The organism is Thioclava sp. F1Mire-8 (genome assembly GCF_002213165.1).
Lineage (GTDB): Bacteria > Pseudomonadota > Alphaproteobacteria > Rhodobacterales > Rhodobacteraceae > Thioclava > Thioclava nitratireducens.
The window spans coordinates 213,689-233,794 of the sequence record NZ_NBNY01000005.1; the positions used below are offsets into that span (position 1 = coordinate 213,689).

Sequence of the window (20,106 nt, forward strand, 5' to 3'; positions counted from 1 at the left end):
ACGCCACCCGCGCAAAAGCAAGTCTTGGACGCGCGCGCCCTCTTTGCACTCGCCTTTTATCGGCGCGCCGGCACCGAGACATGGCGCGAAACCGATGGCGCAATCGGCAAGGTCTACACCCTCGACTGATCGCAAAGCCGCAAGCGGGCGCGTCTCGGCGCTCCCCCCTAGCCCTTCGCATGATTCCCTAGTAAACCCGCGCCCAAACGCTCCACAGCAAGAGGGTCCTACATGGCGCGCCATCTCATTACCTCGGCCATTCCCTATATCAACGGCATCAAGCACCTCGGCAATCTCGTGGGCTCGCAGCTGCCGGCTGATCTCTTCGCCCGCTACCAGCGCGCGCGAGGCAACGAGGTGATGTTCATCTGCGCCACCGACGAGCACGGCACCCCCGCCGAACTGGCCGCAGCGAAAGCGGGCAAGCCGGTCGCCGAGTATTGCGCCGAGATGCACGAGGTGCAGGCGAAGATCGCGGAAGGCTTCCGCCTCAGCTTCGATCACTTCGGGCGCTCGTCGAGCCCGCAGAACCATCGCCTGACGCAGCATTTCGCCGTGAAGCTGGCCGAGGCCGGGCTGATCCGCGAAGTCTCGGAAACCCAGATGTATTCCAAGGCCGACGGGCGCTTCCTGCCGGATCGCTATATCGAGGGCACCTGTCCCAATTGCGGCTTCGAGAGCGCGCGCGGCGACCAATGCGACAACTGCACCAAGCAGCTTGATCCGGTCGACCTGATCAACCCGCATTCGACGATCTCGGGTTCGACCGATCTGGAGATGCGCGAGACCAAGCACCTCTTCCTGCGCCAGTCGGCGATGAAAGATCAGCTCGATGCGTGGATCGACAGCAAGACCGACTGGCCGGTGCTGACCACCTCGATCGCGAAGAAATGGCTCCATGACGGCGACGGGCTGCAGGATCGCGGCATCACTCGCGATCTCAGCTGGGGCGTGCCCGCGCAATTCGACGGCGCGCCGTGGTCGGGCATGGAAGGCAAGGTCTTCTACGTCTGGTTCGACGCGCCGATCGAATATATCGCCGCGACCGAGGAATGGACCGAGAAGACGGGCGGCGATTGGGAGCGCTGGTGGCGCACCGACAAGGGCGCGGAGGACGTCACCTACACCCAGTTCATGGGCAAGGATAACGTGCCCTTCCACACGCTCTCGTTCCCCGCGACGATCCTCGGCTCCGGCGAGCCGTGGAAGCTCGTCGATTACATCAAGTCGTTCAATTACCTGAACTACGATGGCGGCCAGTTCTCGACCTCGCGCGGTCGCGGCGTCTTCATGGATCAGGCGCTGGAACTTTTGCCCGCCGATTACTGGCGCTGGTGGCTTCTGTCCCACGCGCCCGAAAGCGCGGATGCCGAATTCACTTGGGAGAATTTCCAGGTCTCGGCGAACAAGGACCTCGCCGATGTGCTGGGCAACTTCGTCAGCCGGATCACCAAGTTCACCCGCTCGAAATTCGGCGAGGTGATCCCGGAAGGCGGCAGCTGGGGCGAGCAGGAAGCGGCCCTGATCGAGGATCTGACCACCCGCATCCGCGCCTACGAGACGCATATGGAAGAGAAGGATATCCGCAAGGCGGCGATGGAGCTGCGCGGGATCTGGGTCGCGGGCAACGAATACCTGCAGGCGTCGGCACCGTGGTCGGTGTTCAAGACCGATCCCGATCAGGCGGCAGCTATCGCAAGGCTCGCGCTGAACCTTATCCCGATCTACGCGGTGCTCTCGGCGCCCTTCATTCCCGATGCGGCGAAGATCATGCTCGAGGCGATGGGCGACGAGGATCGCGACTGGCCGGGCGATGTGAAGACCGCGCTAGAGGCGCTGCCCGCGGGCCATGCCTTCACCACGCCCGAGGTGCTCTTCCGCAAGATCACGGATGAAGAGCGCGAAGAGTGGCAGGAGCGGTTCGCGGGCACCCGCGACTGAGGCCATCAGGGGCGCTGCCCCTCTAAGCTTTCGCGAATTCATCCCGGGATCTTTGGGCAAAAGCGAAGTCAGACACTACGCTCGTCTTCGCTCTTTGGAAATATCCCGGGGGGTTCCCGCAGGTCGCGGGGGCAGCGCCCCTATCCGTTAGGTTTTTCGCCAGACCGCCACGCCGAAAGCGCCGCGTTTTCCTCGTCCGGAGGAGTCGCGAGCTCTGCGGGAGGCACCGCCGGCACCTTCTTCATCCGGAAGTAATGCGCCTCGCGCGCGCCGAAATAGAAACTGACCACCGCGCCCAGAAGCCACCAAAGCGGCTCGGGTACGTAGCCTAGGCCCACCATCCGTTGCGCGAAGCCGACCGGGTCTAGGATCGCATAGACGAAGAGCCCCACGATCCCGAAAGCGAGCACCGGGCGCGGCAGGCGGTTGAGGCCGTTCACGATGCGATCGAAGCGACCGGGTCGGATATATTCGAACTCGGCGCCGTGTTCCTGCAGCGCCGCAAGGTAGGCGGCCTGCGCAGCCTCGAGCTTCTTCGTGGCATTGGGCACGAAGACCTCCGCCACCGAACTGGCGGCCTCGCCTGCTGCCTTCACCGTGCCCGCACCGCCGAGCAGTTTTTCGATCAAGCCCATTTCGCCACCCGCTTGCGATGCTCGCCCTCGGTCAGGTGAAAGCGTGGGGAAATGAATTCCTCGGCGCGGCGGATCCAGCCGCCCTTCGCGCCCGCTCGTGTCGTGGCGTATTTGCGGCTGGCGGGGCGCGCATCGGCGAGCCGGTAGTAGTAATTGCGCCGCGCGATCCCGTAGGCATCGGCGAAATAGCCGGGCGCGGCCGCATCTGCGAGTTCGGCGGCGGCGATGGTCTGCGGGCCGATAATCCCGTCCACCACGACGCGCTGACCCATGTCGCCCAGCAGACGCTGCAGGATCACCACCGCGTTGCCGCCTGCATTCACATACATGTCGAAGACCGAGGCCTGTACCGAGGGTGGCAGCCGGTCGATACGCGGACCCTTGTAGTAATGCTCGATGAAGATCTCGGCCGCCTGCGCTGGGTCGAGCGCGCGGACATCCATCTTGTCCACCCGGCCATCGCCGGTCAGATCGCGCCCCAATCGGCGCAGGGTTCCGAGCGTGACGCCGTGCTTGGTCGCGCCGCCCGGATCGTCCGGATCATCGACATAACCGCCTTCGCGCGCGACGATCTCCGCCGCGATCTGGGTGACCGATTTCATGGCCTGCCTCCGTTGATGACAACGTCAGGCAGGCTCGGGCCGTGCGGTTAACAGTGCTGCAAGCGAGCGTTCGCCGGGGTGGGGATCAGGAGGACGGGCCCTCGTAGACGCCCTGCTCCTTCAGCGCGTCTACGACTTCCTTGGGCATGTAGTTCTCGTCATGCTTGGCGAGGATTTCCGAGGCCACGAACGTATCCCCTTCCATCTTGCCCGTGCCGATCATGCCCTGTCCCTCTTTGAAGAGGTCCGGCAGGACGCCCGCGAATTTCACCGGGACGGACGCGCCGCCATCGGTGACCTTGAATTCGATGACCTCGCCCTGACCGCGCTTGAGCGAGCCTTTCTCGACCAGCCCGCCAAGGCGGAAGACTTCGCCGGGCTGCGGCGGTTCGGTGGCAAGCTGCGAAGGTGCACGGAAGAAGTTGATGCCGCTCCGCATCGAGTACCCGATCGTGCCGGTCGCGATCACCAAGGCCAGCGCCGCCACGCTGAGCACCTGGATACGACGTTTCTTCTTCAGACTCTTCATCTCTTCGCCTCCTGAGATGCCGTTTCGTCTACCTCACCGCGCCGGCCTTGCCATTGACGCGCATCAAGGGAAGACGGGGGCGAGCATCAGCCCTTCGCTTTCCTCCAGCCCGAGCATCAGGTTCGCGTTCTGGATCGCCTGTCCCGACGACCCCTTGCAGAGGTTGTCGATCGCGACGACCACGAGCGCGCGCCCGGGAATTCTGTCTCCTGATACACCAATATGGGCATAATTGGAGCCAGTTACAGACCTGGTGGAAGGAACTGCGCCGAAAGGTAGCATTTCGATGAAGGTTTCTTCCGCATAGCGGTCGGCCAGCGCCTTGTAGACGGCCTCGGGCTCGCCCTTCACATAGGCGGAGGCAAGGATGCCGCGATTGAACGGCGCCAGATGCGGGGTGAACTGCACCATCACGGGGCGGCCCGCCAAGGCGCTGAATTCCTGATCGAATTCACCCAAGTGACGGTGCTTGCCGCCCTGCGAATAGGGCGCGACACCGCCCGACAGCTCTGCGTGCAGCAGGTTTTCCTTCAGCGACCGGCCCGCACCGGAGACACCGTTCTTCAGATCGAGGATGATGTCGTCGAGATCGATCACGCCAGCTTCGATCAGCGGACGGATCGCAAATTGGCCCGCAGCGGCATTGCAGCCCGTGCCCGCCACCAGTCGCGCTTCGCGAATCGCATCGCGGTAGAACTCGGTCAGCCCGTAGACCGCCTCTTTTTGCAGCTCGACCGCAGCATGAGGCTTGCCGTACCACTTCTCGTATTCCGCAGGATCGCGCAGCCGGAAATCGGCCGAGAGGTCGACGATCTTCAGATCGCGCGGCAGCTCCTTGATGACTGCCTGCGAAGTCGCATGCGGCAGCGCGCAGAAGGCCAGATCGACATTCGAGAAGTCGATCTCTTCGATTTTCACCAGATCCGGCAGGCCCAGATGGCGCAGATGCGGGAACACGTCACCCATTGCCATGCCCGCCTTACGCTCGCCCGAGAGGGCCACGATGTCCATGTTCGGATGGGTGGCGATCAGCCGGACGAGTTCGGCGCCGGTATAGCCCGACGCGCCCAGAATCGCGATTTTCTTGGTCATTTGGTCCTCCGCGCTTGTCGCTCGGCTCTCCCTTACCCTAAGCTCACACTCAAATAAACTCCGTGTGAGACGGGTCGACGACCGACAGTGAACGAGGCAGGCCGTGGCAGAGCAGTGGTATTACGCCGATGGGAAGGATCCCGTCGGCCCGTTCCCCCCGGAACATATGATGGATATGGTGCGGGGAGGTCGTATCAAGCCCGAAACGATGGTTTGGCAAGACGGAATGGAGGGATGGGAGCCTGCGGGCGATCACTTCTTCCGGCGGCCGCCCGACACCTCGGCAACCGGCACCGATCCGCATAGCGGCGCGACGAATTACGCCGCCCGCATCGCACAGCGCCATCAGCAGGAGGGCAAGCTTTCCTCCGCCGATCCGCGTGCCTATGCCGAGGCCTCGATCGAACGCGACCGTACGCAGCGCGGGATCGGCTCGGACGGGCTTTACGACGGGGCCCCCTCGCGTAGCTTCGTCGAGGCGATCAAGGTCTGTTTCCGGAAATACGCGACCTTCAAGGGTCGGGCGAGCCGTTCGGAATACTGGTGGTTCGCGCTCTTCGTCATGCTGGCGAGCATCATCGGCGCCATGGCCGAAGGCTCGATGGGCGAGGACGGCACGGCGATCAGCGCAGTGATTTCCATCGCGACGTTCCTGCCATCGATCTCGGCGCAGGTTCGACGCCTGCATGACACCGACCGCTCGGGCTGGTGGGTCGGCGGCTACCTTCTCGCGAGCGTGTTCGGCGGCATCGTGATCGGGCTGACGGTCATGTCCTACGGCGTGCAGGACCCGGCAGCCATGGCGGGCATGTCCGCAGCGCTTCTCGCGATCTGGGGGATCGTGATGCTGGTCTGGGGCATCGCGCTCTTCGTGTTCATGGTCCAGCGCGGTACGCGCGGGCCGAACCGGTTCGGCTGAGGGCCACGACGATCAGGCGCCTCAGGCGGCCTCGAAGCGGATCGCGTAGCGCAGGAATTGCGTCGCGTGGCTCGAGACCGAGGCCGGATCGCCGGTGGTCAGGAATTTCGATTCCGTCCCCGCACCTTTGAACTCGGGTCGACGCTCCAGATAATCCGCGAGACTCTCGGCCACGAGGTTGGCCTGGCTGTAGACGTCGACGTTCGGCCCCAGTGCTTCCTGGAAGGTCTTTTGCATCAGCGGGTAATGGGTGCAGCCGAGGATCGCTGCCTCGGGTTTCGGCATCCGACGCTTGAGCGCTTCGACATGGGATTTCACCAGCGCCTCGGCGAGGATTTCGTCGCCAGTCTCGATCGCATCGACCACGCCGCCGCAGGGCTGCGCCTCGACATCCACGCCGATCGCGCGGAAGGCCAGTTCGCGCTGGAAAGCGCGCGAGGCCACCGTCGCGGGTGTCGCGAAAAGCGCCACGTGCTTCACCGCAACTTCGCGCGGCGGGGAGTTGTCGCCCCATTTGCGTTCGGTCAACGCTTCGATCATCGGCACGAAGACGCCCAGCACGCGCTTGCCCTCGGGGATCCAGGTTTCCTGCATCCGCTTGAGCGCGGCGGCCGAAGCCGTGTTACAGGCGAGGATCACCAGATCGCAGCCCTCTTCCCACAAACGCTCCACGCCCGCGCAGGTCAGGTTGAAGATGTCATCGGCATCGCGCACGCCGTAAGGCGCATGGGCGTTATCGCCGTAATAGCAAAAGGCCATATCCGGCAGCCGCCTGGCGCAGGCATCATAGACCGTCAGTCCGCCCAGACCTGAATCGAAAACGCCTACCGCCATGCTCGCGCCCCTTGCCCGTCCGGGCCGCGCACGGACACCGGTCAGTTTCTGTATTTCGCCTCGAACTCGAAGCCATAGCCGTAGGACTTCAAGGGAGTCGGCGACAAGTCATACGTCGCACGGCGCAGGAAATCCATCATCTGTTTCGGACGCTCACGCAGCGGTGCGAGATCGGCCTGCGGGACCGGCTCACCCACACAGAGCCGCACCGGGCGATTGGCATGACGTTTGAACTCGCGGATCATCAGCCCCATGCGCAGGCTGTAATGCAGATGGCTCGCCAGCTGGAACAGGCGACTGTTATGGCCCTCGAAGAAGACCGGCACCACGGTAGCATCGGATTTCGCGATCATCTTGGCGGTGAAATTGCGCCAGCCCGGATCCATCGGCGCCCCGAAGGGCTTAGCGGCGGTCGAGACCGTGCCGCCCGGAAACACACCGATCGCACCACCTTCGCCGAGGTAGCGCAGCGCCTCGGCGCGGGTGCGCAGGTTGGCCCTCGCGGCCTCTTTGGTTTCGGAGAAATCCACCGGCAGGATGACCCGGTCGATCTCTTCGGCACGCTTGAAGACGTTATGGGCGAGGATACGGAAATCGCCGCGAATGCGCGACAGCAGCAGGCCCATGATCAGCCCGTCGAGAATGCCGTAAGGGTGGTTCGCGATCAGCACCAACGGCCCGGTCTGCGGGATATTGGCGAGCGCGCCGCGGGTCACCTCGATCTGCAGCCCGTAGCGCTCGGCCATCACCTGCCAGAAATCCGCACCTTGCGCGATGTCATGCTCGTAGCCGCGTGCTCGCCGGATCAACCCGATCCGCCCGGTCGCGTTCTCCATCGCGCGGATCAGCACCCGCGCGCCTTTCGAGCGCGCGGACCAAGCATATGAGATTTCCTGTGTGGCGTGGCGGACAGGCATCCGGGGGGGCATCGGGGTGGCGGTCATCTCGTACCTCCGCAACATGGGCTGGCTTCACTCTGCCAGCGCCATGTCACGAAGGTACGACACTCAGATGACAGCCCTCACTCGGCGGCCATTTTCTGCGGAGCGCCACCTGCGCGGAAAGCGGCGAGCAGTTCCTCGCGCCGCTTCGCCGCCATTTGCTCGGCCTGCGCCTTGACCGGGCCGAAGCCGCGGATCGTCAGCGGCAATTCGGCCAGTTCGCGCGCGATCTCCATCGTGTCTGGCGTGACCTTGGGTAGCACTTCGGCCATGTCGGCCTCGTATTGCTTGATCAGCGCCCGCTCCATCTTGCGCTCCTCGGCATAGCCGAAAGGATCGAACGGCGTACCGCGCAGCCCTTTCAGCTTCGCCAGAAGACGGAAGCCACGCTCCATGCCGGGGCCGAATTCACGCTTCTTCGGACGTCCGTCCGGGCCTTCCTTGGACAGGATCGGCGGGGCGAGATGGAAATGCATCTCGAAATCGCCCTCGAACTCGGCCCGCGCCTTTTCTGCCGTCGACAGATGCAGACGCGCGACCTCGTATTCGTCCTTGTAGGCCAGGAGCTTGTGATAGGCCTTCGCGACGGCTTCACGCAGCTCCGACGGCGCCTCGTCCACCAGCTTGCGGAAACGCTTGGCGAGCCGCTTGTTCTGGTAGTCGACGAGATGGTTGGCCCGGAACTCGACCGGATCGACCGGGGCCTGCACGACCTCCGCCGCCATCGCCTTCGCAGCCTCCTCCGGATAGGCCATCGCCCAGCGCCCCAGATTGAAGGCGCGCTTGTTCTCCTCGGGCTTTGCGCCGTTCAACTCGATCGCCCGGAAGATCGCCTCGAGGGTCAGCGGCACGTAGCCTTGCTGCCACGCAGCCCCCAGCACGACCATGTTCGAATAGATCGAGTCGCCCAGCATATGCCGGGCGAGTTCCGACGTGTCGGCAAAGGCCACCCGGTCCTTCAGCCGCGCCTCGAGGCTCAGCCGAAGCTGTTCGCCCGGCAGGCGGAAGTCGCGGTTGCGGGTGAACTCGCCGGTGACGATCTCGTGGCTGTTGATCACGGCGCCGGTGCGGCCCGTCGTCATGAGCCCCAGAGTCTTGGCACCGGCGGAGACCACCAGATCGCCCCCGATCACGCAATCGGCTTCGCCCACTGCGACGCGGATCGCCGAGATATCCTCGGGCTTGTTCGCGATGCGCAGGTGGATATGCACCGCCCCGCCCTTCTGGGCGAGACCGGCCATCTCCATCATGCCTGCGCCCTTGCCGTCGATATGGGCGGCCATCGCCAGCACCGCGCCGATGGTCACGACGCCCGTGCCGCCGACGCCGGTGATCACCACGTTATGGGTGCCGTCGATCGCGGGCAGCGTGGGCTCCGGCAGGTCCGGCAGGTCGAGCGCCTGCGCTTCCGCCTTCTTCACCTTCGCGCCGTGCAGCGTCACGAAGCTCGGGCAGAACCCGTCGAGGCAGCGGAAGTCCTTGTTGCAGGACGACTGGTCGATCGCGCGTTTGGTGCCCAGTTCGGTCTCTTCCGGCACGATGGAGACGCAGTTCGACTGCACCCCGCAATCGCCGCAGCCTTCGCAGACGTCGGTGTTGATGAAGACGCGCTTGTCCGGATCCGGGAACTTGCCGCGCTTGCGGCGGCGACGCTTCTCGGCAGCGCAGGTCTGGACATAGATCAGCGCCGAGACGCCTTTCGTCTTCGCCAGCCGCTTCTGCACGTTCATCAGCTCGGCCCGTTCGACCTTCTCGACGCCAGCGGGGAAGGTGGACAGGTCCAGCTCTTCCTTCTCGTCATAGACCACCACGACCGGCTTCACGCCCATCGCCACGATTTCCGCCGCGATCTGCTGCGAGGTCAGGTCGCCCTCGTTCTCCTGCCCCCCGGTCATCGCGACCGCATCGTTGAACAGGATCTTGTAGGTGATGTTGGTGCCGGCTGCCAAAGCCGCCCGGATCGCCTGCGCGCCCGAGTGGTTGTAGGTGCCGTCGCCAAGGTTCTGGAACATATGCTCACGCGTCGAGAACGGGGCCTCGCCGACCCAGTTCACGCCCTCGCCGCCCATATGGGTGAAACCTTCCGTGTTCCTGCCCATCCACTGCACCATGTAGTGACAGCCGATCCCGGCATAGGCGCGCTCGCCCTCGGGCACCTTGGTCGAACTGTTATGCGGGCAGCCCGAGCAATACCAAGGCGTACGGGTCGCGATCTCAGGGGCGTTGTCGGCGCGTTGGGCGGCTTCGATCTTGGCGATACCCGCCTTGATTGCATCGGTCCCGCGGCCTTCCTCGATGAAGATATCGCCCAGCTTGCGCGCGATCATCACCGGGTCGAGCGCGTAGCGCGTCGGGAACAGCTCCACCTGGCGGCCGTTCTTCCATGTGTCGCCCTTGTGCCAGCCATAGACGCGACGGCCACGACGGTCGTCGAAGATCGCTTCCTTGACCTGCACCTCGATCAGCTTGCGTTTTTCCTCGACGACGATGATCAGCTCCAGCCCCTCGGCCCATTCGTGGAAGCTCTCCATGTCGAGCGGGAAGGTCTGGCCGATCTTGTAGGTGGTAATGCCGAGCCGTTCGGCCTCTGCCTCGTCGATCCCCAGCAGCGAGAGCGCATGGGTCAGGTCGAGCCAATTCTTGCCCGCAGCGACCAGACCGATCTTCGCGCCGGGCTTGCCCCAGACGCGGTTGTCGATGCGGTTCGCGCGCGCGAAAGCCTCTGCCGCGTAGCGCTTGAAGTCGATCATCCGCGCTTCCTGAGCCACCGGAGTGTCGCCCAAGCGAATGTTCAGCCCGCCTTCGGGCATCTTGAACTCGGGGATCACGAAGTGTTGACGGAAGGGATCGCCATCGACGACTGCAGTCGCCTCGACCGTATCCTTCATCGTTTTCAGACCGACCCAGACCCCGGCAAAACGGCTCAATGCATAGCCATAGAGCCCGAAATCGAGGATCTCCTGCACGCCCGCGGGCGACAGCACCGGCATGTAGGCATCGACCATCGCCCAGTCGGACTGGTGCAGCACGGTCGAGGACTCACCGGTATGGTCGTCGCCCATCGCCATGAGGACGCCGCCGTGTTTCGACGTGCCCGCCATATTGGCGTGACGCATCACGTCGCCCGAGCGATCTACGCCCGGACCTTTGCCGTACCAGAGGCCGAAAACGCCGTCATACTTGCCTTCGCCACGCAATTCCGCCTGCTGCGAGCCCCACAGCGCGGTGGCCGCGAGGTCTTCGTTCAGGCCCGGCTGGAAGCGAACGTCGCTCTCTTCGAGCACGGTCTTGGCGCGCGCCATCTGCAAATCGACAGCGCCCAGCGGCGAGCCGCGATAGCCTGTCACATAGCCGGCCGTATGCAGCCCCGCCGCCTTGTCGCGTGCGGCCTGAGCCAGAACCAGACGCACCAAAGCCTGCGTCCCGTTCAGCAAAACCGGAGATTTCGTTAGGTCGAACCGATCCGCTAGGGATATTTCTTGCCTTCCCATTAAGCACCTCCCCTTGCTAACTGGGCATGAAGACATGGTAGGTCATAATATCTGACCTAGAAAGCGGAAAATTGTTACTTAGCGGTTTCGTAAATCCTCGAGATTAATGTAAAGAAACTTGCGCGGAACAGCAGATGATACAGCGAAAGTGACCTTGATGGATTGGGACAAGCTCAGAATCTTCCACGCAGTGGCCGATGCGGGGTCTTTGACTCATGCCGGCGATGCGCTGCACCTGTCTCAATCTGCCGTGAGCAGGCAGATCCGGGCGCTCGAAGAGGCGCTTGGAACGACTCTGTTTCACCGTCACGCCCGCGGACTGATTCTCACCGAGCAGGGGGAGCTGCTGTTCGAGGCCACCTCCTCGATGGCGAAAAAGCTCGACAGCGCCTCCGCACGCATCCGTGACAGCGAAGAAGAAGTCTTCGGCGAGCTGCGCGTGACGACCACGACGGGCTTCGGAACGCTCTGGCTCGCGCCGCGCCTGACGAAGCTTTACGAGAAATATCCCGATCTGAAGATCGACCTCATGCTGGAGGAGCGGGTGCTCGACCTGCCGATGCGCGAGGCCGACGTCGCCGTTCGCATGAAAGAGCCCGCGCAGGCCGACCTGATCCGCAAGCGTCTGCTGAACATCCGTATGCGGCTTTACGCGACCTCCGAGTATCTCGCGAAATGGGGTGCCCCCGAGAAGATCGAAGATCTTCGCAAGCATCGCCTGATCTGCCAGACCCCGCGTACACCGCAGGTACAGGCCGGTGCCCAGCTTGCGCGGCAGGTGCTGGCCTTCGATCAAAGCTCGACGCTGACGGTGAACAACTACTTCGGCGTATTGCAGGCCGTGCTGAACCATATCGGCATCGGCATCCTCCCCGACTACCTGACCGCCGATTTCAACGATCTGCAGCGCGTGCTGCCTGATCTGGAATCGGTCGAGATTCCGATCTTCCTCGCCTACCCGGAAGAGCTGCGCTCCTCGCGCCGCGTGACCGCGTTCCGCGACTTCATTCAGGAAGAGATCACCAACTATCGGCGCTTCCAGGCAGGCGATTCAGCCTAGGGTTGCAGCGCGACTTTACCGCAACGCATACCGGCCATGATGCATTCGCAGCATGTTTTCCCTTGATGCGTTAACAAACTGCCCATAAATGAGGCTCAGAAGGGTTGGCCGTGCCGAAAGGCGCAGCACCTTCTACCTCCCTGTTGGACTTTGGCCGAGCTTTGCTCGGCCTTTTTTTTGCCCGACGCCTAGATGCGGTTTTCACGCACGGCGCGAGAGCCCCCGACACCAGCCTCGGTCTCACGAAATTTCACGCTGACGCGACCGCGCAAGCCCTGCGTTACGCACAGCTATCCCCTTCGGTTCATTTAAAAATCCGCGATGTCACTCACAATTATTTCAGTGAACTTTCGACGATTCCACCCCGTTTCCTCCCCGACGCCGATAACGGCGCAGGATTTGGTAACCAGTTGAAAGGATACTGATATGACCACGACGAAAAACATCTTTGCCGCTTCGACCGCTCTTCTGGGTGCGATGACCATCGCAGGCTCGGCTTCGGCCCTCGACCTGACGAAGATCCCGTCGACCAACAACAACGACGGCCAGTATTACGGTATCGCCGATTATCGCACCGGCACCGTTCCGGGAGAGACTTCGTCGATGGGCACCCCGCCCGCCGTCACCTCGTCGAACACCTACGCATCGACCGATCAATATGGCATCACCGACGTGAAGACCGGCACCGCCGAGTTCGCGAACACCTCGATGGGGTCGGACATGATTCCCGCGCAGCGCCAGCTGACCGATCAAGCCGGCATCACCGGCCTGAAGACCGCGGCCAACGCGGAAGACAAGGCGATGAGCGCCGATGGCAACGTGATCGGCATGATCGAGAAGGTCGAGTCGCATGACGGCTACGACACCATCTATGTCCGCACCTCGCCGAAGCTCGACACCACCGTGTCGCTCTTCAAGGTCAACGTGCCGAAGGACGCCGCTGCGAACGGCGAGGTCAAGCTCGGCTGGACCGTCTCGGAACTGCTGACCAACCTCGAGACGCAAGTGGACATGCGCTCGTAAGCCGGACGTACCACGACAAGACGCTTTCACGACGCGGGGCCTTCGGGCCTCGCGTTTTTTCTTTCCGCAACGTCCGGCCTCTCTTTTCCCCCTGCACATATTGGCCTAATAGGGGCGGCGAAGCCGATGCCGGAGGATCCTCATGAACGAGCCGCAGATCACGCCTGATCTCATCGCAGCCCATGGCCTGAAACCCGACGAGTACGACCGGATCCTCGAGATCATCGGACGCGAGCCGACTTTCACCGAACTCGGGATCTTCTCGGCGATGTGGAACGAGCATTGCTCCTACAAGTCGTCGAAGAAATGGCTGCGCACGCTGCACACCAAGGGCGATCAGGTCATCTGTGGTCCGGGCGAGAATGCGGGTGTCGTCGATATTGGCGACGGGCAGGCCGTGGTCTTCAAAATGGAGAGCCACAACCACCCCTCCTACATCGAACCGCACCAGGGCGCCGCGACTGGCGTCGGCGGCATCCTGCGCGATGTGTTCACCATGGGCGCGCGTCCGGTGGCCGCAATGGACAGCCTGAGCTTCGGTATGCCCGACCACCCGAAAACCTCCCATGTCGTCAAAGGCGTGGTCGAGGGCGTGGGCAGCTACGGTAACTGCTTCGGCGTTCCGAATGTGGGCGGCGAAGTGCGTTTCCATCCCTCCTATAACGGCAACTGCCTCGTGAACGCCTTCGCGGCGGGCTTGGCCGATGCTGACAAGATCTTCTACTCCGCCGCGTCCGGCATCGGCATGCCGGTCGTCTACCTCGGTGCGAAGACGGGTCGCGACGGCGTCGGCGGCGCGACGATGGCCTCGGCCGAGTTCGACGACACGATCGAGGAAAAGCGCCCCACCGTTCAGGTCGGCGACCCCTTCACCGAGAAATGCCTGCTGGAGGCCTGCCTCGAGCTGATGCAGACCGGCGCGGTGATCTCGATTCAGGACATGGGGGCCGCGGGCCTGACCTGTTCCGCGGTCGAGATGGGCGACAAGGGCGGCCTCGGTGTACAGCTCAACCTCGACGCGGTGCCGCAGCGCGAAGCCGCGATGACCGCCTACGAGATGATGCTGTCGGAGAGCCAGGAGCGGATGCTCATGGTCCTCAACCCCGAGAAGGAAGACATCGCCCGCGAGATCTTCGAGAAGTGGGATCTCGATTTCGCCATCGTCGGCGAGACCATCGCGGAAGACCGGTTCCTGATCGTGCATGGCAACGAGGTGAAAGCCGACGTGCCGCTGTCGAAACTGTCCTCGGAAGCCCCCGAATACGATCGTCCCTGGGTCGAGACGCCCGTCGCGACCGCGGGCGAGGCGCTGCCCGAGATCGGTGCTATCGATGCGCTCAAGAAACTGATCGGCTCGCCGAACTACGCGCACAAGTCCTGGGTCTATGAGCAATACGACACGCAGGTGATGGGCGACACGGTGCGCCGCCCGGGTCTCGGCGCAGGCGTCGTGCGCGTGCACGGCACCGACAAGGCGCTGGCCTTCACCGCCGACGTGACCCCACGCTACGTAAAGGCGAACCCGTTCGAGGGCGGCAAGCAGGCGGTGGCCGAAGCCTACCGCAACCTGACGGCCGTGGGCGCGAAACCCCTCGCCTCGACCGACAACCTGAACTTCGGCAACCCGGAAAAGCCCGAGATCATGGGCCAGTTCGTGGGTGCGATCAAAGGCATCGACGCCGCCGTGCGCGCACTCGACATGCCGATCGTGTCGGGCAACGTCTCGCTTTACAACGAGACCGACGGCACCGGCATCCTGCCAACCCCGACCATCGGCGCGGTCGGTCTGCTGAGCTCGCTCGACGAGTTGATCGCGGGCCTACCGACGGCGGGCGACGTGGCGATGGTGATCGGCGAAACCAAGGGCCATCTCGATCAATCCGCGCTCGCCTTCGAAGCCTTCGGGATCGAGTCGGGTGACGCGCCGGCAGTCGACCTCGACGTCGAGAAACGCAATGGCGAGTTCCTCCGCGAGAACCGCGCGCTGGTCAAAGGCGCAAGCGATCTCTCGGACGGAGGCCTCGCGCTCGCGGCTTTCGAGATGGCAGAGGAAGCCGGTCTGGGTGTCACGCTTGAGGCTGGCGACATCGCGACGCTCTTCGGCGAGGATCAGGGGCGTTACCTCGTGGCCTGCTCCTTCGATCAGGCCGAGGCACTGATGGTCGCCGCCCGCCGCGCCGAGGTGCCGCTTTACACCGTGGGTCGTTTCGGCGGGGACACGGTTAGCTTCGGCTCGGAGAGCGCCCCGCTGGAGGAGCTGTCGACCCTCTATCGCAGCGCGTTCAAAGCGGCGATCGACGCCTGAGTTCTGTGATCTGACGCAGAGCGGACATGCACGCCGGGCGGTTTCTTGCCGCCTGCGCACAAACTAGTATCGCCGCGACACACCGATTTCAGGTTCCCGCTTTGACCAGCTCCACCCTTGCCTATGCCGCCCGGCTGTTCCTCGCCGCGACGCTCGCCCTGACCGTTGCGCGGTTGCTCGGGCTGACCAATGTCTACTGGGCGGCGATGCCGGTCTGGGTGGTAATCCAGCCCCATCGCGAAGACATGGCGCTGCGCGCGGTGCTGCGGGTTGTGGGCACCTTGGTGGGGGCAGCAATCGGGATCGCCGCGCTTCGCTGGCTGCCAGTGCCGGGAATCGCGCTGACCGTGGCGCTGACGGCGGCCGTGGGCGTGGGGATCGCCTACCGGATCGGGACGCATTGGGCCTATGGTTTCACGCTGATGGCGATCACGGTCGGCGTTGTGGTGATGCCCGCGCTCGGCATGGGGGCGGAGGCAATCCCGCTCGCACTCGACCGGGTCGCCTGCACGCTTCTGGGCGTCATCTCGGTGACGGCGGTGAACTGGCTCTTCACGCCCGCCCGTCGCGCGCCGATGCCGCCGCGCCCGAACCCGCATTTTATCCAGCAGCTTTGGCTGCGCATGGCGGCGGTGGCGGCGCTCACGGGCGCGGCCACGCTGATCGACGCCCATTTCACCCACCCCGCCGCGACGGCAGCTGCATTGTCGGTGATCGTCTTCTCCTCGGTGCTGGGCTCCATGCCGAATCCGCGCCCCGCCGTGCGCTTCCTGGTGCCCGGCGTCGCGCTTGGCGTCCTCGCCGCCATCGCCTATCGCGGGCTGACCCACCTGTCGGGCGGCGATCAGACCGAGTTCCTGATACTCGCCTTCGCCTTCATCGCGGGCGGTGCGCTACTGCGCGCCTATCCCCGGACCACGCTGATGGGGATCGACATCAACATGTGTTTCCTACTGGCCGGAGAAGTCGGCGCGCCGGGTCATTCCCTGCAAGTGACCGCCGCCGGAGCCGCCGCGATGTTCACCGGCAGCGTCGTCATCGCGACGCTCATGTTCTACCTGTCGCGGCTGCACCCACCAGCGGCCACCGCATAAGCTCGCACCGCCCCGCGCATCCCCTTGCAGCCAGCCGCCGCGCCACTTAAGTTTGCGGCAAAGGACGAGGAGCCCTATTTATGGCAATGGAAGCCCATGACATCGAAGCCCTGATCCGGGCCGAATTCCCCGATGCCAAGATCACGATCACCGATCTCGCCGGGGACGGAAATCATTGGGCAGCGGAGGTCATTGACGAGAGCTTCCGCGGCAAGAACCGAGTCCAGCAACAGCGCGCGGTCTATGCCGCGCTCAAAGGGGCGATGGACGGGCCGAACGGGGTGCTGCACGCGCTCGCACTGACCACCAAGGCGCCCGAGTGATTTCACACGCGTCCCGAGCCGGGACGGAGAAAGGATTAAGCGATGAACGCGCAAGACCAGATCGCCCAGCAAATCTCCGAGAATGACGTCGTTCTCTTCATGAAGGGCACCAAGGACATGCCGCAATGCGGGTTTTCGAGCCGCGTCGCGGGCGTGCTCAACTTCATGGGCGTGACCTACAAGGACGTCAACGTGCTGGCGGATCAGGACATCCGTCAGGGCATCAAGGACTATTCGGACTGGCCGACCATCCCGCAGCTCTACGTCAAAGGCGAGTTTGTCGGCGGCTGCGACATCATCACCGAGATGACCCTCTCGGGTGAACTGGATCAGCTCTTCGAGACCAAGGGCGTGAGCTTCAACAAGGAAGCTGCCGAGCAGATCCGCGCCGCCAACGCCTGAGCGCGGATCAAAGACCTATCGAAAGCCCCGCCAGTGGCGGGGCTTTCGCGTTTCAGCATCGGTCTGAGTTGGGTGCCGCCCGGCGGCCCTGAAACTCCGTCTCACTTGCGTCCGATGAAGCGGTCGAACCAACCCTTCGCACCTTCCTCGGCATCGTCCCAGGCTTCGCCCGCCTCCTCGAAAAGCGGATCGATCGAGCGCTGACGGAACTGCCGCCACATCGCGCGGATCGTCAGGACGATGATGACGAGCAGCGTCAGTATGATGATATTCGCCCAAGGGATAATGCGCGTATCGGGAGCGGGCACGACCTTCAGCCCGACCGCATTCGGAAAGATCGTCAGCCAGCGCGAGCGCCAGCCATAGCGCGTGACCGACACCCAGATCGGATCGGCCGAGGTCGAGATCAGCGACTCGGCCTGTGCCTGCAAATCCGAACTGTCGAGCTTGAAATAGGGCGGCCACCCCCAGCCGGTATCCTCGTTGCGAAAGACCAGTGTCTTGCCGTTCGGGCGCACCGTGTTGATGAAGCGCACATCGCGGCTCGTGGCGTTCGCAGTGCCTACATCGGGCGCGGCCCAGAAGATCGAGTTCTCGCCGAAGTCGATCCGGCGCACCTCGGTGCCGACGATCCGCACGATGTCATGGCGTGGCAGGTTGTAATGCAGGAACACGGCGGCGAAGCCGATCACGACCAGCCAGAAGCCCCATTTCACGTAACGCATCGCACCCTCACCTGTAATTCATCAGATAGACAATCAGCCCGACCACGACGATCGGCAGGACATAGACCAGCCAGATCAGCTTGCGCAGCAGACTTTTCTCGTAGTCTCGCATCCCGGCTTCGACGTAAGCCTCGCGTGTGGTCTCGGCCCGACCCTCGGCTGCGGCCTCGTTCCAATCCTCTTCCAGCGCCTCGCGCCGGACCGACCGGGCATAGAGACGCACCAGCCAGAACAGGACCGTCAGTAGGATCAGGCCGAATATCGCCAGTCGGATGAAGGCCAGCATCGCGCGCCCTCCTTGCCCCTCGCTGTCGCAAGCCTAGGCCGCGGCGGCGGGCTTGACCAGATCAGCCTTTGCGGCGCGCCATGCCGAGCCGGATCAGCTTGATCACGATCGCGGAGGCCGCGACCGGGATCAGCGCCATCACGTAGGTCGCGGCGAACATCTGCCGCGGTACGTAGCCGTTCGAGCAGCTCGCCGTGTCAGAGAAGAAATGCAGCACGAAGCCCGCGCCGCAGGCGGTGCCGGTCATGTAGAAGGCAGGCACGATCATCGCCACAGGCACCAACGCCAGAAGCTTCGCCCAGTCGTATTTCGACAGCCACCCTCCGACCGCGATGCAGAGCACAAGCGCGAAGGCCAAGAACAGGTTCATCCGGTCCCTCCGTAGGATTTTGTCCCGCAATAGCGCGCGCCGTCCGCGAAAGCCACGTGTTTTCAGTCCAGCTGTTTTCGCTTGGCCCGCCGCGCCGAGCGGCGCTAGCCTTGGGTATGGACCTTGCCACTCGCCTCAAGACCGCAATCGAAGCCCGCCGCGACGCGTTGATCGCGCTGACGCAGGCCTTGATCCGTATCCCGACGCTGAACCCGCCGGGGCGCAATTACCGCGAAATCTGCGAATATCTTGCCGAGCGTCTCTCCGAACGCGGGTTTGCGACCGAGATGATCCGCGCCCGTGGCGCGCCCGGCGACAGCGAGACCTATCCGCGCTGGAACCTCATCGCCCGCTTCGAGGGCGCGCGCCCCGGCGACTGCGTGCATTTCAATTCACATCACGACGTGGTCGAGATCGGCCATGGCTGGACCCGCGATCCGTTCGGCGCCGAGATCGACGGCGACCGCATCTACGGCCGCGGCGCCTGCGACATGAAGGGCGGGCTGGCGGCCTCGGTGATCGCTGCAGAGGCCTTCCTCGACACCTGCCCCGATTTCAGGGGCAGCATCGAGATTTCCGCCACTGCCGACGAGGAATCGGGCGGCTATGGCGGCGTGGCCTATCTGGCCGAGCAAGGCCGCTTCGATTCCGCCCGCGTGCAGCATGTCATCATCCCCGAGCCGCTGCACAAGGACCAGATCTGCCTCGGCCATCGCGGCGTCTGGTGGGCCGAAATCGAAACCCACGGCCGAATCGCGCATGGCTCGATGCCCTTCCTCGGCGACAGCGCGATCCGCCATATGAGCGCCGTTCTGAGCGAGATGGAGGAGACGCTCTATCCCCTCCTTCTGGGCAAGCATACCGAGATGCCCGTGATCCCCGAAGGCGCGCGCGCCTCGACACTGAACGTCAATTCGATCCATGGCGGCGCGCCGGAAGAGGAGGCCGATTACGCCGGCCTTCCCACGCCTTGTGTCGCCGATCACTGCCGCATCGTGATCGACCGCCGCTTTCTGATCGAGGAAGACCTTGCCGAGGTAAAGGCCGAAATCACAGACCTGATGGAACGCGTGAGGGCGCAGCGCCCGAGCTTCCGATACGAAATCCGCGACCTCTTCGAAGTGCAGCCCACGATGACCGACAAGGGCGCGCCCATCGTGCGTTCCACCGCCGCCGCGATCGAGGCCGTGCTGGGCCGCGAGGCGGCGTATGTCGTCTCGCCCGGCACCTATGACCAGAAACACATCGACCGCATCGGCCGGCTGCAGAATTGCATCGCCTACGGGCCGGGCCTTCTGGAACTCGCCCATCAGCCCGACGAATGGGTCGGCATCGAGGATATGGCCGACAGCGCGAAGGTCATGGCGCTGGTTCTGGCGGAACTGCTGGGTTCGTAGGGGCGCTGCCCCTCGGCGCGTGCCGCGCCTCACCCCGGGATATTTCAACCAAGGCGAAGCAGGATCACCCGGCCTTCGGGCTTGTCCAAGTATCCCGGGGGGCGACGCAGTCGCGGGGGCGGCGCCCCCTCGAGATA

The 20,106-nt window shown here is 63.9% G+C and carries 20 protein-coding genes; 10 read left to right on the forward strand and 10 right to left on the reverse strand.

Features of this window, described 5'->3' with window-relative positions; translation table 11 throughout:
• Positions 1 to 231: 231 nt before the first annotated feature.
• Positions 232 to 1,941: a methionine--tRNA ligase gene (metG, locus tag B6V75_RS16800; protein WP_088720437.1), complete on the forward strand. Its 1,710-nt coding sequence runs from the start codon at positions 232 to 234 to the stop codon at positions 1,939 to 1,941.
• A gap of 140 nt (positions 1,942 to 2,081) precedes the next feature.
• Here the strand turns inward: metG and B6V75_RS16805 are convergent, their stop codons facing one another.
• The 4 genes from B6V75_RS16805 to argC form a co-directional block, all read right to left on the reverse strand.
• Positions 2,082 to 2,576: a holin family protein gene (locus B6V75_RS16805; protein ID WP_088720438.1), complete on the reverse strand. Its 495-nt coding sequence runs from the start codon at positions 2,574 to 2,576 to the stop codon at positions 2,082 to 2,084.
• Complete coding sequence (locus B6V75_RS16810; protein WP_088720439.1) at positions 2,567 to 3,178, reverse strand: holin-associated N-acetylmuramidase; 612 nt, start codon at positions 3,176 to 3,178, stop codon at positions 2,567 to 2,569. Before B6V75_RS16810 ends, B6V75_RS16805 begins: the two co-directional genes overlap by 10 nt.
• A gap of 85 nt (positions 3,179 to 3,263) precedes the next feature.
• Positions 3,264 to 3,707, reverse strand: coding sequence for a cytochrome c maturation protein CcmE (gene ccmE, locus B6V75_RS16815; protein ID WP_088720440.1), 444 nt, complete (start codon positions 3,705 to 3,707; stop codon positions 3,264 to 3,266).
• 63 nt (positions 3,708 to 3,770) lie between these two features.
• Positions 3,771 to 4,799: an N-acetyl-gamma-glutamyl-phosphate reductase gene (gene argC, locus B6V75_RS16820; RefSeq protein ID WP_075775799.1), complete on the reverse strand. Its 1,029-nt coding sequence runs from the start codon at positions 4,797 to 4,799 to the stop codon at positions 3,771 to 3,773.
• A gap of 103 nt (positions 4,800 to 4,902) precedes the next feature.
• On the opposite strand from argC, the gene B6V75_RS16825 reads away from it, so the two are divergent.
• Positions 4,903 to 5,718, forward strand: coding sequence for a DUF805 domain-containing protein (locus tag B6V75_RS16825; protein ID WP_088720441.1), 816 nt, complete (start codon positions 4,903 to 4,905; stop codon positions 5,716 to 5,718).
• Positions 5,719 to 5,739: 21 nt separating this feature from the next.
• Here B6V75_RS16825 and murI read toward each other — a convergent pair whose 3' ends face one another.
• The 3 genes from murI to B6V75_RS16840 all read right to left on the reverse strand — a co-directional run bounded on the left by murI (position 5,740) and on the right by B6V75_RS16840 (position 10,984).
• On the reverse strand, positions 5,740 to 6,552 hold the full coding sequence (murI, locus tag B6V75_RS16830) for a glutamate racemase (RefSeq protein WP_075775797.1): 813 nt from the start codon (positions 6,550 to 6,552) through the stop codon (positions 5,740 to 5,742).
• A gap of 41 nt (positions 6,553 to 6,593) precedes the next feature.
• Positions 6,594 to 7,496 carry a lysophospholipid acyltransferase family protein gene (locus tag B6V75_RS16835; protein WP_088720442.1) on the reverse strand — a complete coding sequence of 301 codons (903 nt, stop codon included), beginning with the start codon at positions 7,494 to 7,496 and terminating at the stop codon, positions 6,594 to 6,596.
• A 77-nt stretch (positions 7,497 to 7,573) separates the two neighbouring features.
• Positions 7,574 to 10,984: an indolepyruvate ferredoxin oxidoreductase family protein gene (locus B6V75_RS16840; RefSeq protein ID WP_088720443.1), complete on the reverse strand. Its 3,411-nt coding sequence runs from the start codon at positions 10,982 to 10,984 to the stop codon at positions 7,574 to 7,576.
• 157 nt (positions 10,985 to 11,141) lie between these two features.
• Between B6V75_RS16840 and B6V75_RS16845 the strand changes: the two genes are divergently transcribed.
• The 7 genes from B6V75_RS16845 to grxD all read left to right on the forward strand — a co-directional run bounded on the left by B6V75_RS16845 (position 11,142) and on the right by grxD (position 17,191).
• The gene (locus tag B6V75_RS16845; RefSeq protein ID WP_075775795.1) at positions 11,142 to 12,044 is read left to right on the forward strand and encodes a LysR family transcriptional regulator; all 903 of its coding nucleotides are present in this window, start codon (positions 11,142 to 11,144) and stop codon (positions 12,042 to 12,044) included.
• Positions 12,045 to 12,154: 110 nt separating this feature from the next.
• Positions 12,155 to 12,469 carry a hypothetical protein gene (locus B6V75_RS18510; RefSeq protein ID WP_168174501.1) on the forward strand — a complete coding sequence of 105 codons (315 nt, stop codon included), beginning with the start codon at positions 12,155 to 12,157 and terminating at the stop codon, positions 12,467 to 12,469.
• A gap of 1 nt (position 12,470) precedes the next feature.
• Entirely contained in the window at positions 12,471 to 13,067 is a 597-nt protein-coding gene (locus B6V75_RS16850) for a hypothetical protein (RefSeq protein ID WP_075775794.1), read from the forward strand.
• 142 nt (positions 13,068 to 13,209) lie between these two features.
• A complete protein-coding gene (purL, locus tag B6V75_RS16855; RefSeq protein ID WP_088720444.1) occupies positions 13,210 to 15,372 on the forward strand; it encodes a phosphoribosylformylglycinamidine synthase subunit PurL in 2,163 nt (720 codons plus the stop codon).
• A gap of 101 nt (positions 15,373 to 15,473) precedes the next feature.
• Positions 15,474 to 16,466, forward strand: a complete 993-nt coding sequence (locus B6V75_RS16860) for an FUSC family protein (protein ID WP_168174502.1) — start codon at positions 15,474 to 15,476, stop codon at positions 16,464 to 16,466.
• A gap of 80 nt (positions 16,467 to 16,546) precedes the next feature.
• The gene (locus B6V75_RS16865; RefSeq protein ID WP_075775791.1) at positions 16,547 to 16,789 is read left to right on the forward strand and encodes a BolA family transcriptional regulator; all 243 of its coding nucleotides are present in this window, start codon (positions 16,547 to 16,549) and stop codon (positions 16,787 to 16,789) included.
• A gap of 42 nt (positions 16,790 to 16,831) precedes the next feature.
• Complete coding sequence (gene grxD / locus B6V75_RS16870) at positions 16,832 to 17,191, forward strand: Grx4 family monothiol glutaredoxin (RefSeq protein ID WP_075775790.1); 360 nt, start codon at positions 16,832 to 16,834, stop codon at positions 17,189 to 17,191.
• A 101-nt stretch (positions 17,192 to 17,292) separates the two neighbouring features.
• Here grxD and B6V75_RS16875 read toward each other — a convergent pair whose 3' ends face one another.
• From B6V75_RS16875 to B6V75_RS16885, 3 genes are all read right to left on the reverse strand, one after another.
• Positions 17,293 to 17,916 carry a DUF1523 family protein gene (locus B6V75_RS16875; RefSeq protein WP_088720446.1) on the reverse strand — a complete coding sequence of 208 codons (624 nt, stop codon included), beginning with the start codon at positions 17,914 to 17,916 and terminating at the stop codon, positions 17,293 to 17,295.
• A gap of 7 nt (positions 17,917 to 17,923) precedes the next feature.
• Complete coding sequence (locus B6V75_RS16880) at positions 17,924 to 18,202, reverse strand: hypothetical protein (RefSeq protein WP_088720447.1); 279 nt, start codon at positions 18,200 to 18,202, stop codon at positions 17,924 to 17,926.
• 61 nt (positions 18,203 to 18,263) lie between these two features.
• Positions 18,264 to 18,572: a hypothetical protein gene (locus B6V75_RS16885; RefSeq protein WP_088720448.1), complete on the reverse strand. Its 309-nt coding sequence runs from the start codon at positions 18,570 to 18,572 to the stop codon at positions 18,264 to 18,266.
• A gap of 116 nt (positions 18,573 to 18,688) precedes the next feature.
• On the opposite strand from B6V75_RS16885, the gene B6V75_RS16890 reads away from it, so the two are divergent.
• Positions 18,689 to 19,969: an acetylornithine deacetylase/succinyl-diaminopimelate desuccinylase family protein gene (locus tag B6V75_RS16890; RefSeq protein WP_088720449.1), complete on the forward strand. Its 1,281-nt coding sequence runs from the start codon at positions 18,689 to 18,691 to the stop codon at positions 19,967 to 19,969.
• The last annotated feature ends 137 nt before the right edge of the window (positions 19,970 to 20,106 follow it).